The 13,882-nt window shown below is 44.1% G+C and carries 13 protein-coding genes and 1 pseudogene; 8 read left to right on the plus strand and 6 right to left on the minus strand.

Annotation, left to right across the window (positions count from 1 at the left end; translation table 11 throughout):
• Positions 1-60 precede the first annotated feature (60 nt).
• The 3 genes from ACYPWY_RS10560 to ACYPWY_RS10570 form a co-directional block, all read right to left on the minus strand.
• Positions 61-2,397 (minus strand): Ig-like domain-containing protein, encoded by a 2,337-nt coding sequence (locus tag ACYPWY_RS10560; protein ID WP_459685494.1) that lies wholly within the window; start codon positions 2,395-2,397, stop codon positions 61-63.
• A 336-nt stretch (positions 2,398-2,733) separates the two neighbouring features.
• Complete coding sequence (locus ACYPWY_RS10565; protein ID WP_459685495.1) at positions 2,734-2,955, minus strand: hypothetical protein; 222 nt, start codon at positions 2,953-2,955, stop codon at positions 2,734-2,736.
• Positions 2,952-3,287, minus strand: a complete 336-nt coding sequence (locus ACYPWY_RS10570; protein ID WP_459685496.1) for a hypothetical protein — start codon at positions 3,285-3,287, stop codon at positions 2,952-2,954. The genes ACYPWY_RS10565 and ACYPWY_RS10570 overlap by 4 nt, the downstream gene beginning before the upstream one ends.
• 34 nt (positions 3,288-3,321) lie before the next feature.
• Between ACYPWY_RS10570 and ACYPWY_RS10575 the strand changes: the two genes are divergently transcribed.
• Both ACYPWY_RS10575 and ACYPWY_RS10580 read left to right on the plus strand, forming a co-directional pair.
• Entirely contained in the window at positions 3,322-4,122 is an 801-nt protein-coding gene (locus tag ACYPWY_RS10575; protein ID WP_459685497.1) for a type IV toxin-antitoxin system AbiEi family antitoxin domain-containing protein, read from the plus strand.
• On the plus strand, positions 4,119-4,271 hold the full coding sequence (locus ACYPWY_RS10580) for a hypothetical protein (protein WP_459685498.1): 153 nt from the start codon (positions 4,119-4,121) through the stop codon (positions 4,269-4,271). Before ACYPWY_RS10575 ends, ACYPWY_RS10580 begins: the two co-directional genes overlap by 4 nt.
• Before the next feature lie 181 nt (positions 4,272-4,452).
• On the opposite strand, the gene ACYPWY_RS10585 is transcribed toward ACYPWY_RS10580, so the two are convergent.
• A complete protein-coding gene (locus ACYPWY_RS10585) occupies positions 4,453-4,725 on the minus strand; it encodes a hypothetical protein (protein ID WP_459685499.1) in 273 nt (90 codons plus the stop codon).
• A gap of 394 nt (positions 4,726-5,119) precedes the next feature.
• Between ACYPWY_RS10585 and ACYPWY_RS10590 the strand changes: the two genes are divergently transcribed.
• From ACYPWY_RS10590 to ACYPWY_RS10610, 5 genes are read left to right on the plus strand one after another with little or no spacing between them, the layout of a single operon-like run.
• On the plus strand, positions 5,120-7,183 hold the full coding sequence (locus tag ACYPWY_RS10590) for a T9SS type A sorting domain-containing protein (RefSeq protein WP_459685500.1): 2,064 nt from the start codon (positions 5,120-5,122) through the stop codon (positions 7,181-7,183).
• Between the two features lie 39 nt (positions 7,184-7,222).
• The gene (locus tag ACYPWY_RS10595) at positions 7,223-7,537 is read left to right on the plus strand and encodes a hypothetical protein (protein ID WP_459685501.1); all 315 of its coding nucleotides are present in this window, start codon (positions 7,223-7,225) and stop codon (positions 7,535-7,537) included.
• Positions 7,538-7,572: 35 nt separating this feature from the next.
• Positions 7,573-8,670: a hypothetical protein gene (locus ACYPWY_RS10600; protein ID WP_459685502.1), complete on the plus strand. Its 1,098-nt coding sequence runs from the start codon at positions 7,573-7,575 to the stop codon at positions 8,668-8,670.
• Positions 8,671-8,699: 29 nt separating this feature from the next.
• On the plus strand, positions 8,700-9,803 hold the full coding sequence (locus tag ACYPWY_RS10605) for a hypothetical protein (protein WP_459685503.1): 1,104 nt from the start codon (positions 8,700-8,702) through the stop codon (positions 9,801-9,803).
• A 36-nt stretch (positions 9,804-9,839) separates the two neighbouring features.
• The gene (locus tag ACYPWY_RS10610; protein WP_459685504.1) at positions 9,840-10,919 is read left to right on the plus strand and encodes a hypothetical protein; all 1,080 of its coding nucleotides are present in this window, start codon (positions 9,840-9,842) and stop codon (positions 10,917-10,919) included.
• Positions 10,920-11,339: 420 nt separating this feature from the next.
• On the opposite strand, the gene ACYPWY_RS10615 is transcribed toward ACYPWY_RS10610, so the two are convergent.
• Positions 11,340-12,302: a helix-turn-helix domain-containing protein gene (locus ACYPWY_RS10615; RefSeq protein WP_459685505.1), complete on the minus strand. Its 963-nt coding sequence runs from the start codon at positions 12,300-12,302 to the stop codon at positions 11,340-11,342.
• A gap of 460 nt (positions 12,303-12,762) precedes the next feature.
• Between ACYPWY_RS10615 and ACYPWY_RS10620 the strand changes: the two are divergent.
• A pseudogene (locus ACYPWY_RS10620) lies at positions 12,763-13,041 on the plus strand (recombinase family protein); the annotation flags it as partial.
• Between the two features lie 22 nt (positions 13,042-13,063).
• Here ACYPWY_RS10620 and ACYPWY_RS10625 read toward each other — a convergent pair.
• Entirely contained in the window at positions 13,064-13,738 is a 675-nt protein-coding gene (locus tag ACYPWY_RS10625; RefSeq protein ID WP_459685506.1) for a type I restriction-modification system subunit M N-terminal domain-containing protein, read from the minus strand.
• Positions 13,739-13,882: the final 144 nt, after the last annotated feature.

Below are 13,882 nucleotides of genomic sequence, written 5' to 3' on the forward strand. Positions count from 1 at the left end.
TAAGAAAAAGTGAAAGTTGAGAATCTGCGGCTCTCAACCTTCACTTTTCATCTTTTTACCTTATTCTACTATTACCTTGTGAGAAGAAATGCTTCCATTGGCATTTACCCTGACAATGTACAATCCGTTGGCATAATTTGCCGGAATGGTAATGTTTCCGTTGGATTGGTAAGTTGCCAGCTGCTTGCCGCTAATGTCTGCAATGCTGATTTTTGCTGGGGAAGGAGTAACTACCGTAATGCTTCCTTTGGACGGATAGACCACTACCGCATTATCAGCATTTACATCGCCGATGCCTGAGCCGCCAACGGTGGTAAAGGAATAGGAGAAAGCTTCCGTGAAACCTTTGATAGTATTGGCGGGAACAGTTACCGTATAGACAGTTCCTTCGGCCAAACTTACGCCGGTAGCTTTTGCGATAACCAGCGCCGAACCCGAAATGGATATTTTTCCGGTAAGGTCGTCGCCCGCAGCATTTTTCAATGTTACGCCGTCTAAACCGGCAGGGCCTGCAACCGGCTGCTTGTCATACGTTACGCGGATGAGCGTAGTAAGGGCAACGTTGATTGCACCGGCAACAGGAGTAGCGCTTTTTACAGTCGGAGCGGCGGTTGTTGTGAATGTCCATGAATCAGCAACTATGCCTTTTACGGTTCCGGCAGGAATGGTAACGGTATAAACGGTCGAATAATCAAAAACCGGATGCGTGATTGAAAGTGTTTGTTCCGATACCGTAGCCAGTACGCCTTCCAGAGCCGTACCGTTGGCGCTGATGGTTACTCCGCTTAAATCGCCTGCAATAATGGCTTTGTCGAAATCAACCTTAACAACCGTATTGGCTGCAATCGCAATATCGGAGGCATTTCTTGCCGGAGTTACGCTTGCGATAGCAGGCGCCGCTTCGGTGGTAAACGACCATGTAACAGCTTCTTCCAATCCGGTTACTACACCCACAGGAATAGCAACTTCATACGTTTCACCAAAGCCAAATTCATCGTGGGCGATAGTGACGGTAGCTCCATTTACTGTTGCCGAAACGCCTGAAACAGAATTACCTGCCCCATCTTTTATCGTAACCAGCGTCAAATCGCCGACGGTAATGTCTTTATTGAATTGCGCTTTTACTTCGGCATTGATGGCTACACTGGGAGCATTTACGGCAGGGAATCTTTTATAAATTGCCAAAGGCAAATCTACCTCTTCCAGTTCCCAAGCAATCAGATTGTTTTTGTCTAAATAACAGGCAGTATTGATATTGGCATTATTAGGCGCTAAAAACTGCGTAGCCGTATTTGCGAGTGCGCGAATTTTAATGCCGGCGCCTTCTACAGTTACTTCAAATTGAGAGTCTGCAACAGGTTCTTCTACCAAGGTACTTGCCCATGCAGAACCGGTTACTTTCGATAAGAATTTACCGCCTACGGCGATATTGAACACTGCCGGTTGTGCCGGGTCGGGATTGGAGAAGCTGAATATTTGCGTTTCTGCGCCATCGCTTTCTATTTTACTGGTCGTGTTCATGTAGCTGTCTCCTGCCGGAGGTAGAACAGGCACAGTCAAGTAATAACCCGTAGCAGCGTTCTTGATATTGTAAGAACGGGGTTCTTGCGGTATAACCGGATTGGCAATCGTGAACGACCATGTAACCGGCTGTGCATAGTCGGCAATAGCTCCTGCCGGCACTGTTACCGTATAGGTTTTACCGAAAGCGAAAGCGGCATGGGCAATGTTTAAGCGAGCGCCGGAGATGGCGCCTGCCACTTCTGCCACAGCTACGCCGCCAGCTTCTTTGATGGTGATACCGGACAAGTCGCCGGCAACAATGTCTTTCGTAAACAGGACAGATACAGTAGCATTAACAGCTACTTTTACGGCATCTGCCAAAGGAGCGAGCGTTTTTACTTCCAATTCAGACGCTTCTATCACTTCCTCAAACTGCCAAAATTGCAGGTTGGCTGCTGCCGTGGAGTTGAGGTAAACAGAGCTGCCGGCGCCGGAGGCTTGTGGAGCATAGTACAAAGCGCCACCCCTATTAGCCAACAACTGAATGGTAATACCTTCGTCGGCAGCAGTCAGCACGAATTTTGCGGCATCTGCCGCAGGGTCGGCAGTCAGGACATTGTCCCATCCGTTGCTTTGGTGCTTTGTCAGGTATTGCCCGTCGTGAGCGATGTTGAAAACATCAGCCTCTCCGGTGGCTTCCAGCCGCCACACCTGATCGTCGTCGCCGGAGGCTTCCTTGATGCGGGATATGTTCCAGTTGTCGGCTACATAGCTCAAATACAAATCGGCTCCGACATTTCTAATGTTGTAGTTCTTGCCCGCTTGGGGAAGACCTTGCGCAAATGTGGATAAACACATCAAAAGCGCACTCAAAAATAGAGTAATCCTTCTCATTTACTTGGTTTTTTATGTTAAACAATTTAATTAAAATCACCATGCAAATGTGAGGCATATAGATTATAGCCATGTCTTATTATCAGTAAAAAAGGTGGTATTACTGATTTGTCCTACCAAAATTCACGATAATTCCACCTGAAACTGTTTATGGGTTAGCGATATTTCTGTTTTACCGGCTTAAAATGTATCTCTATCCGTCCGTCTTTGATAATGGAGTCAATACCCTGATATATGGGCATTTCTTCAATGCCTGCAATTTTGAGGGCTTGTAACGTGATGTGGTCTTCTAAAAGCGTTAGGTAGTCCTTTTCAAGCAGGCTGATATACTGGTTTTTATCCGATTTGCGTATTGCTATAACCGCCTGTTTTCATTTGCTGAATTAAAACCGCCGCCTGTTTTTTGAAATCCTCGATAACTGTTTCTTTATCGGCTATATCTTCCCTTGCGGAAAGGAGTTCAATTACGCCTTCTATTGTATTGCTCGAAGGGGATTTGCCGTTCAACGGGTCGAAGTAAACGGTTTTGTTGCCGAAAGTGACTTGTACCTGAATCATTTCGCCCGTCTGTTCCAATTTCGCAAACTTGACTTGCGATTTTTCGAGCGCCATAGCTTTTCTATATCATCATAAGGCTTCTGATTTCTGCTAACCGAGCGAATGCCGCTGCCGATACATTCCTTAAACAGCAGGATAACCACTATCAGGATAAGAAAAGCCACGGCGTAAGGATTAGCAGCGTTTTTGTCCGGTATTCGGATTCTGTCCAATGTTTGTTGTTCATAAGCGATTATTATTTTGAAATTAGTGAGATGATTATATGAATTGCACGAAAAGATTTGCGGATTAAAAATGATTGTCGCAACTTTGCACATTATTATGAAAATCATAATAACTTGAAATATTAAAACAGCACAAATAGTCATGGAAAAGATAAAAATAGACTGGGATAATTTAATAAATCTGATTTTGGCTCGCTGGCAGTTTTCATTTACTATCAATGAATTACGAGATGAATTTCATTTATCGGATACCGTGTTAAATCAGGGGTTGTATCGCTTAATCCAAAAGAAAAAGATAAAAAAAATCCGTGAAGGTTTTTATGCCATCCTTCCGCCTCATTATCAGCAAACCGGCACATTGCCGATGTATTCGTATATCGACAACCTGATGAAGTCGCTCGGCAAGCGGTATTATGTAGGCTTGCTTACGGCAGCCGAACTGCACGGCGCAGCGCACCAGAAACCAACGGTTGAGTTTGTCGTTACATCTTATCCTGCACCGAGAAATATTATTAACCGGCAAATGAAACTCTATTTTGTTGGCAAAAAGCAGCTTTTGACAGAAGGAATTGTAGAGAAAAAAGGCGAAGCTGGCTATTTTAATGTTTCGTCGCCCGAACTGACTGCTTTCGACTTGCTCGACCAGATACGCCGTTTCGGATTGAATCATATTACCACCGTTTTGCAGGAATTGCACGAAGTTATGAAAGTTTCGGCATTGAAAAAAATTGCTGTTTTGAATGGAAATACCGCCAACATCCAGCGACTTGGCTATATCCTGGAAAATTATTGCGACAATCAACGGTTAGCCGGTACACTGCATAAAATTCTTGAAAATCAAAAATTCTCGCCGATTGGACTTTCGCCGTTAAAAGGCAGAAAAGGTACAATCGACAAGCGATGGCAAATAATCATTAACACCGAAATAGACCCTGACTTATGATACCAGACCGTTTTTTGAAAATTTGGAAAGAAGAATATCCTTGGGAAGACAAATTTGTAGAACAGGATTTAATTATTGCCCGCTCGCTGGTAGAAAAGTTCAGCGATGATTTACTGCGCTCTTCGTTGGCTAGCGATTTATCATTTTGATACCGAAATTCCACTCATAATTAATATGCGGTTGAAAATAGAAATAAATACCCGCGAATCCGCATGAGGCATGGAAATTGGTAAAGGAAAAATTCGGGATAAAAAGCAAATTGGGTAAATAGTTAACAATAAATTGCATTGGGAAATCCCGCTAATCTTTGCGATTGTCCCATCCGGCAGTTCAAAACAGGTGGGAGCGGTCAGGCTGTTTTCCCTGAGCAGTTCCCGTTTGAAGCTGCCCTCTTTCCACTGAAAGTAAATTTTTACGCCAAAGGCTTCGGCAATAGTCGGGCGTGATTTCCCAGTCAAAAAAGCTTTCTTCCCGCCCATTGACCTCTTGATGCCAAAGCCCGATTTTTTGCTTGGATAGCAAGCCTTCGGGAAATTCTTTTACTGCGCAAAGCATGTTGATAATTTCACCTTGCAAGTCGTTCAGTCTTTTTCCAAAATTCATATCTGTTTGTTTTTAAGTTTGATAATCAGTTATAATCCCAATTCCCTTTCTTTTTTCAACAAGTCTATCATAAACTCGTCCAACATCAGCGTATCTAACCAAGAACCGGAAAGACTTTATGCTATCCCGACATAAAACATCATGGCAAAAAACGTGTGTGGAATCAATAAAATCCCCGTTAAACATGTTTGCCCTGTTTTTTATTTCGCAAAACGAGTAATCCCGAATTATTTTTGCGCTTTTCCGAACAAATAAAAAATATCATCTCCGTGGCCTCTTAAATCGCATGTCAATAGCGTGCGGATATCCGCAAATCGTCTTGCCTGCTATCTGTCCATACGCTTACTTTGCTGAAAAAATACAGGATATTCATTTTGTAAAAACAGCATAAATCATGAAAAAGAAATTCTTGTTATTACTGTTCTTGGCGATGCAAATCAGCCTGATATTTTACGGTCATAACATCAAATTCCTCAACAAGGGAACAATGTATGTCGGAACGACAGCCTCCGGTTCGCAACCCGCCTTGCATATATATGGCAGTCTCGCTGTGGATTCGGTGTCGGCCATCAGCTTGCCCGGGCAAATCGGTCTTACCGGCAATTTTATCAGCAATGTATCTGCGGGCAACGTTTTTACAGACGGAAATAACGGCACGGTAAACTTTACAGGCAACTCGGTACAGTATATCGAAGGTTCATCGGGCAAAAATGTAGGGTATATTAATTTCCCCAATATCTCTGTAACCAATATAACCCCGGTACTGAACGAGCAGAAAGATACGGCAGCAGTCATTATATTACCCCACATGGCCGTCAGCGCCAAGTCCATTTACCTCAATCAAGGGCGTTTGATTCTCGAATCGGACACGCTTGACGCCACTTCGAGCCAAACGGCGCATTTGCTGATTCAAAACAGCGTTTATACCAACAGCGCTCCGGCAAACAAGCACGAAAAAGGGCTTGTGCAGGTCAATCTGGCGGCCGGCAACCATTATATGAGCGGGAAACTAATCGGCTTTACGCCGCCATTCAAAAAGATATACAGCGATTATTTCTTCTACAATTTTCTGTCGCGCCCCACCAACAAGGGTCTGTTTGGCGATAGCAATACGCTCATTACCAATCCCCAAAAAGCAATGACAGGCGGTTTGGGCTATATTGTAGGTCTTGGCATCATTGACGCAAATGACCCGTATTATGTAACACAGTGGGATTCGACAAGGACCGGCGTCAACATATCCGACCGGATTACCGGTAAACTGTCGTTTTCCAGAGCCTTTGCGCCGGATAGCTTTACCCAGTTTGTAAATAATGATGCGGCTATTACCGACCAATTTTCCGGCGAAGAAATATATACGCAGGATGTGGAAGTGCAGTTGGAGCAAGGCTGGAATTACTTGGGCAATCCGTTTACAGCTCCGTTGGATATGGCGACCTTTCTGGATGAAAATCGCTTATTGTACGGCAACGACTGGGGCATCATTCGCGGCGACCAGCAAACTGACGATGTTCAAACCAAATATTATGTCCTCTCGCAGGGACAAGGAAAATACGACCCGATGAACCTTAGATTTCCGTTCACATTCTCTGTAAGCTATTTAGTTGCCCAGAAAACAGGCAGTACGGTTACGCTGGAACAAGGACTGACTTCCACCTTTATTGCTCCGATGCAACTGTTTGTGGTGAAAAAGAATACGCAGGGCAGCCTCCTGATGAAAATCCCGGCCAGCCAGCGGAAGCATGGAAATGTCAATTACTTGCGAAAAAGTCCGGCGGTAGAAAACGAGCTGCTGATAGAAACGAAAGACGACGCTTCGGGCGGGTACGACCGCCTGTGCATCGTGTTCAGGGAAAATACACAGAAAACAGACTCCGAAAAGTATAACGCTTTAAAAATATTTAACAATTCGGGCGGTGTAAACCAGATATATACGTTGTCAGAAAACAGTAGCGCCATGACAACCAACGTCCTGCCTTTTACCACCAAGTCTATCAGGGTATATCTCAATCCGGCGTCCGCGAAGCAGGATATTATCCTAAGGGCTTACCGCTTGGCTTCGCTGGCGGATGTGAAGACGGTTATACTGGAAGACACTCAAACCGGTATTAAAACGAACCTGCTGGCCACTCCCGAATACAGGTTCACATCGTACCCCGGCGACAGGAACGCTCGCTTTATCCTGCATTTTTCCGACGCAGCAAACAGCTTGGAGAACGTAAGGAATACCGAAATTGGCATTTTTTACCACAACAAAACATTGAATATTACCGGATTGAGCAGCGAAGACTCCGGCTGCGATGTTTCCGTGTTAGATATTCAGGGGCGTTTGCTGCTCTGGCACAAGATTGAAATGGTTCCCGATACAAACATTCCGGCGCTTCTCGAATCCGGCGCCTATATCGTAAAACTGACAGGGAACGGACGCTCTTTGATAAAGAAAATACAGGCATATTAGTTATATAACAAGGTATTAAACACCGAAAGCATTAAAGAAATGAAAACATTAAAGAATTATATACTTACGAGTATTTTACTTGCGGCAAGCGCAGGCACAAGCGCTTCCGACTACGCATACGAACCGTTCTCCAACACCTTTCCATCCGAACAGGCGATGCAGCAGATAGAAAAAAAGACAGCCAAGCCCCAAGTAAAAGGCTGGTGGGACGATGGCCCTCCGGGTAGCGGTTCGGGCGGTGGCGGTGCAGTAGGCAGCGTACCGGTAGCATTAGGTGAATTTTCTTTCTTTCAGTTGCTTGTCTGCATTGGAATATACTTCAGCTTTAAGAAATGGAGTAACAGGAAAAGATAACAACAAATATCCACGTTTAAATAAAATCATTCATCATGAGCAGTTTAATAAAATTCAAGTTTCTCGGTTCGGTTACGGCATTATTCGTTTTCGTCTGTATGCAGGCGCAGGTAACGATTGGCTCCGGCGAACAGCCGGCTAAGGGGGCTTTGCTGGATATAAAGGAGCAGGCTGCTGACGCCAACAATGTAACGGCAACAAGCGGCGGATTGGTAGTACCTCGCATAAAACTGCAAAGCCTTGCCACAATGGAGCCTTTTATCCCAGCCAATGACCCCGACTGGATAAACAATACCCAGACACGCATCAAGGAGCGCCATGCCGGACTAATGGTCTATAACCTGACCGCCGACGCAATTTTTAAGCCGGGCATATATATATGGGACGGAGTCCGCTGGCAGTCATCGGAATCCTATCTTCCGAAAGCATATAACGGCTTGTCCATAGGCAACGACACTCTCTTTCTCGGAGGAACATTGACGAAACCTGCAACGGTTAATCTGGCAAACAATACCCTCAGTCTGACAGGCAGGGATACGCTTCATATCGCCACACCGGTCAATCTAAACGGTCTTTTGACTTATCTTGACGGGGGAAATGCACCGGCAGACGGAATGCTCTTCATGTCGGACACCGATGGCAATGCCTCGTGGGAGCCTCGCAGCACCTTGCCTTCTACGCCTTTGGCTGTCTTTACCGCAGATGGGATTACAGTTGATATGAAAGATGCGGTCGTCCAACAAAATCTGGTTAATACGGGAACATATATTGAGATACCTCCCGGACGCTGGCTTGTGGTTGTTACCATGCACGCCAATGTTACCGGTAGCAATGCCGGCAGCAGCAATTGGTTTTGGGTGCGCAGTTCCTTCGTCATAGAAGGCGAGACGCAAATTAATCCGGCTTACTTTGAAGGGAGCAACCAACTCATATCCGGCCGGACTTACTGGGATGATACAACCCTGAACGGTTATGTGATTCTGAAAAATCCAACCCAGGCAAAACTGAAATTCTTCTACCATGTAGGCCGGATAGAAGTGAATGCCGGCAGCATGGCAAGGCCTTCTCTGAACAAGTTTGGCTCTTCGTTCTGGAAAGAAAATTCGATTGTAGCCTTTGCATTGGCAGAGTAAATTTCACATTATAAACTAAAATTATGGATATGGAAACGAGAATACAGGCAAAGACTTGCCTGACGGCATTCTGCTTAGCCTTAATTGTGAGCAATATACAAGCGCAGGTAACCATCGGTATGGAAACTTCTCCTGCACGGGCAGCCCTTTTAGAACTAAAAACGCAGGAAGCGGCCAATCCGCCGGATGCCAACAATGATGCCAATGTAACTTCTACACGAGGAGGACTGTTGTTGCCGCGCGTGAAACTGATGAATCCCGCTACGCTGGAACCTTTCATTTCTGTTTCCGATACTGATTGGGTGGATAGCATCAGGACGCGAATAAAGGAGCTACATGCCGGACTAACGGTTTATAATCTGACTGATGATGCGGCTTTCAAGTCGGGCTTTTATACATGGAACGGACGACGCTGGATTCGTGCCGGTTCCTTTTCGCTGGCAACCGGTAACGGACTCTGGCAAACAAACGGCGTTTTCCGGCTGGGCGGTATATTGACCAAGCCTACGACGATAGACCATGACCAACATAGCTTCAGTCTGTCGGGTGCAGGAGCGGTAGATGCTGGCGTCCCCGTTCACCTCTCCGGCCCCCTTACATACACGCACGGGCAGCCGGAAAAGGGGAAAGTGCTTACGTCCGACGCTACGGGCAATGCCTCGTGGCAAGACGATATAACCATTCCTCATATCACGCCTATGGCTGTTTTTTCCTCATCCGGCTCTTCATTGACGTTTTCCTCATACATCAACACATGGGTAAATACGGATACTTATATTTCTTTGCCTCAAGGGCGATGGATGATTATGGTAACAATGCTGGTCAATGTCGCACATGTTAGTAATTCCAGCCGCTACTGGCTGGAAAGCACCTTCGTGAGAGAAGGACAACAAGCGCCCGACCCGGCCGACTATATAGGCTCGACCCAGTTAATATCCGGCTCCCTGAACGGAGGCTTCAACATTATAAGCGGCCATGTTGTACTGGAAAACAAGAGCATCAATGCCGTAAAGTTTTATTACTGCGTTGGCCAGGGCAAAATGCTCGGCGGCTCTTCCAGCGCGGCGCTTGACGGTATAGGGAGCAACCAGTGGGGAGAAAACTCCATTGTAGCCTTTTCATTAGTGGAGTAGTGGTTTCTAATTATAAATGACAAAAGCAAAATAAATATGAAAGCAAGAATACATCAAAAGATTTGGCCGGTAATGCTCTGTTTGGCCTTATGTGCAGGTAATATGCAGGCGCAGATAACGATTGGGTCAGGCGAACAACCGGTTAAGGGGGCTTTGCTGGATATAAAAGAGCAGGCTGCCGACCCCGGCAATGTAACGGCGACTACCGGTGGTTTACTATTGCCGCGCGTAAAGCTGAAAGATACAACAACGCTGGAACCCTTCATCCCCGTAACCGACCCCGACTGGGTAAATCATGCAACCACCCGTATCAAGGAATTGCATGCTGGACTGACGGTTTATAACCTGACAACCGCAACTCCTTTCCGGCCGGGAGTCTATACTTGGAGTGGAAGACAATGGACTCCGGCCAATGCCATTTCCTTTGATACCGGCAATGGCCTGCAACGTTCCGGTGATAGCCTTTCTCTTGGAGGTTCTCTTTCACAGCCTACCGCAATAGACCTCAACCATGCGCTCCGTATAACCGGAACCGGCGCCCTTGACGTCTCCGGAACGCTCAATTTGCACCAATCCCTTAAATATACCAACGGGCAGCAGGGCAAGGGCAAAGTACTCATGTCCGACGACGCAGGTAATGCCTCATGGCAGAACAACAACGCTTTGACAACGACTCCTTCGGCAACCTACGGCAGTGGCGTCTCCTTCCGGCTCCGCAACTATACCAACGATACATCATGGGCAAATACGGGAGTTTCCTTAACGATACCTCCGGGGCGATGGTTTGTGATGGTTACGATGCTGGCCAGCGTATCGGGAGGTACTGACGGGAGCGACATCTACTGGTTGAGAAGCAGCTTTATAGAAGATAGTAAAAATAATATTGACCCGGCTTTTTTTGTAGGTACCAACCAGCTGATTTCCTCACGTGTTCATCAGGGACTGAATATCATCAACGGGTATGTTATCATGAAAAACGACAGGCAGACGCCTGTCAAGTTCTGGTACCACGCCGGTCGTGTAAATGTTCTTTCCGGTTCGGCAAACTGTACTCTCAACAGCTTCGGCAGCACGCAGTGGGGCGAAAATTCCGTCATAGCCTTTGCGCTCGAATAGCTTTTCCTGACTGTTTATTAATGTGAGTTCGATATAAGCAAATACCATCCATTTCTTATTATCAACCCGTTAGGGATGATTCGCCCGGTAGAAAACAGATATTCGATTCGGTTTTGCATCCCGATGGGATGCATCCTTTAACAGGATGCAATGGTTTTAGGGAAATTTCGGTTCTACCAAGCAGCACATCCCGTAGGGATGTGCTGCTAATCAATATTCTATACAAACCATTATATCGAATTCCCGTTAATTTATATCTTGTCCCTAACGGGACAAAAGTTTATGGGGTGGACAATTTTCTACCAACATACTGTCCCACAAGGGAACAAACATGTTCCGTCAGGAACAATATGCTGGTAGAGACGCAGGTACAGCATGTGGGATAATTTGGCGGATAATCATGTTATTTATACCGGATTCCTACAATTCACTGATTAATTGCCTCTGTTTTATGAAAAATTCTATTCGCTTCGGCTCATCTACTCCCGAAATTTGAATAGAAGCCCTTTTCTTTAAGTTTAGCCATTTCTTGATATTTTCGGTCATTCCCGTATCTGTCGAATACATTTCATGCTTGATAAATGTTCTTATCCGGCTTATCCTTGTGTCTTTGGAATAAAAGTAACTGTAATTGGTATCTATATTTATTTGTGAAATATAGATATTGACACGGTTGCCCGTTTCGGGGAAACAACCTCTGGATGAAACATCTGACAAATAATCCAGAAAGGCCAACAATTCTTTCTTTAACAATTCCTTGTCTTCTTCGGTAATCAAATATATAGAAGTGAAATAGTTAATATCATTGACTAAATAATTAAAAATCAATGGGTCCCAAATATATCCTACATCTGCCATGTTTTTATGACTGTTGCCATAACTGATTCCTATTTGATGTATCTCTTCCGAAGGAATAACCCGCGCAAAAGGATAAATATCGCTTTCTGTTCCATACTGGTACATCCATTTGAATATATAATACCGCATCAACTGTGGAAATCCTATAAAAAGGGAACGTGGCAATGTATTGGAAACTTCCATGTATTCCGAATCGGGGAAAGACACGAACCGGTTCAGCCAATCGACGAAAGCGCTCATTGCCTCTATATCTTCTTTTGAGGGGTTGATATATTTTAATGTATGTAACCGGAATGGATGTACATATCCGGTATCAACGTCTGTAATAGCGTCGATGGAAATATTCCATGCCTTTGCTATTTTAATCGCTTCATGAAAATGAAACATAACATCCTTACGCAATCTGCGATATACCGCTTCGCGTTCGATAGTTAGTAAATCCATTAGCGCTCCGGTCAGTTGAGCTTTATGGGGATACCTCTCGTAAAGAGAATCCAAAAAATTATCATACCATGAATTATTCATTGTTTATACTGATTTTCAAATTAATAATAAGAAAGAAGGCACACAATGGCTCAAAGATACAAATCCAACTCTAACTATCTGTAATTCAGTAGCTAATTTGAGCATAAAACCATAAAACCTACATGCAGACATACAAAGAGCGTAGTTATTGAATAACTTGTATCAATTACAAAGATAGTCAGTTTTATTTAAAAAATCAACTAGCAAAGGGTGTTTTATTTTGTTATATATTGCTTATTTTCAGTAAATTAAGTAATAAAAGAGTATTTTTTCCTGTATATATGCGTTTTTTTGCTTATATAGCTTATTTTTCTACTATTCGCAGGAAAATAGATGAAAAAAAGCGTAAGCGTTCGGTATTGTTCATCTTGCGTCTTATTAATGCTCTATTTAATTTTGCTGCTAAAAAAATATACGTTGGTCTTTAACGGGAGTTATACGAGGGTTTAGTAAATGTAAAATGTCAAAAACAGACTCAAAAACCTATATTGCATATCTCAGGCAAAGTACTGAAAAGCAAGAAGCAAGTGGGCCTGGTATAGCTGCACAGCGAGAGATAATACGGAACTATTTAAAAGGAGGCTCTATTCTTGAAGAATATATAGAAACCGGGACAGGTAAACGTGGCGCTCGTCCCAAACTTATGGCTGCTTTAGTATTATGCCCTCAAAGTAATTCCATTCTAATTTGTGCTAAGCTGGACCGTTTATCCGGAAACCTGGCTTTTACCAGCCGGTTATAAGTATTTAAAATAACATCATTTATTTGACAGGCTCCCATTTATGGGGTAAAAGTTCATCTAATTTGAGTATTGAGTGATCTTGTATCCGGTTCAAAACATCAGTCAGCCAGATTGATGGATTTACACCGCAGATTTTGCAGGTACCCAGCAAAGAATAAATCATGGCCGTTCTTTCAGCAGCCTGATGATTCAAGCAAAATAAATAATTCTTGCGTCCCAAAGCCATCGGTCCGACAGCATTTTCCGCCAAATTATTGTCGATACGGTATCTGCCATCCAGTACATAACGGGCCAAACGTTGATATATATCTTCGAGAGAGAAATAATTATCGGGCAAAGCTCCTTTCAGGCTTTTGTTGTCTTTTTCAATGGTATGGAGAGCGGTGTCAATAATCAGAGCCAAATCGTCTTGCTTGGCTTTTTCCTTAATATAGTTCCACCGAGATATTTCTTCAAGAAAAAACACATTGCTCATGTTGTAGAATTCGGGTATTTCCGCGTATTTTTCTTTTCCGTCGGCAATGAGCTTGGCTCGGTGTTCTTCAAACTTGTCGCTGACAAATTTCAGAAATATCAATCCCAATACCACGTGTTTGTATTCCGACGGTTCAACGCTTCCACGCAGTTTATTCGCCGACTCCCACAGACTTACCTCAATGGATTTTTCTTGTTTTTCTTTCGCTTTTTTAGCCATGTATCTATTTGCTACTATTGAAGTCGTCTTGACTTTTGCAGTTTAAATACTAAAATAAAGAGGGAAACGTTTTGTTTATAGCAAAAACACATAAAAAAAATCGTTCCCCTCATGTACCAAGTACTTGACAAAAGTACGATAAAT

This window comes from Viscerimonas tarda, assembly GCF_054601255.1.

Coding starts and splice junctions, on each gene's coding strand:
- ACYPWY_RS10560 (WP_459685494.1), bottom strand. CDS start 2,397: ATGAGAAGGATTACTCTATTTTTGAGTGCGCTTTTGATGTGTTTATCC.
- ACYPWY_RS10565 (WP_459685495.1), bottom strand. CDS start 2,955: ATGATTCAGGTACAAGTCACTTTCGGCAACAAAACCGTTTACTTCGAC.
- ACYPWY_RS10570 (WP_459685496.1), bottom strand. CDS start 3,287: ATGATTTTCATAATAATGTGCAAAGTTGCGACAATCATTTTTAATCCG.
- ACYPWY_RS10575 (WP_459685497.1), top strand. CDS start 3,322: ATGGAAAAGATAAAAATAGACTGGGATAATTTAATAAATCTGATTTTG.
- ACYPWY_RS10580 (WP_459685498.1), top strand. CDS start 4,119: ATGATACCAGACCGTTTTTTGAAAATTTGGAAAGAAGAATATCCTTGG.
- ACYPWY_RS10585 (WP_459685499.1), bottom strand. CDS start 4,725: ATGAATTTTGGAAAAAGACTGAACGACTTGCAAGGTGAAATTATCAAC.
- ACYPWY_RS10590 (WP_459685500.1), top strand. CDS start 5,120: ATGAAAAAGAAATTCTTGTTATTACTGTTCTTGGCGATGCAAATCAGC.
- ACYPWY_RS10595 (WP_459685501.1), top strand. CDS start 7,223: ATGAAAACATTAAAGAATTATATACTTACGAGTATTTTACTTGCGGCA.
- ACYPWY_RS10600 (WP_459685502.1), top strand. CDS start 7,573: ATGAGCAGTTTAATAAAATTCAAGTTTCTCGGTTCGGTTACGGCATTA.
- ACYPWY_RS10605 (WP_459685503.1), top strand. CDS start 8,700: ATGGAAACGAGAATACAGGCAAAGACTTGCCTGACGGCATTCTGCTTA.
- ACYPWY_RS10610 (WP_459685504.1), top strand. CDS start 9,840: ATGAAAGCAAGAATACATCAAAAGATTTGGCCGGTAATGCTCTGTTTG.
- ACYPWY_RS10615 (WP_459685505.1), bottom strand. CDS start 12,302: ATGAATAATTCATGGTATGATAATTTTTTGGATTCTCTTTACGAGAGG.
- ACYPWY_RS10625 (WP_459685506.1), bottom strand. CDS start 13,738: ATGGCTAAAAAAGCGAAAGAAAAACAAGAAAAATCCATTGAGGTAAGT.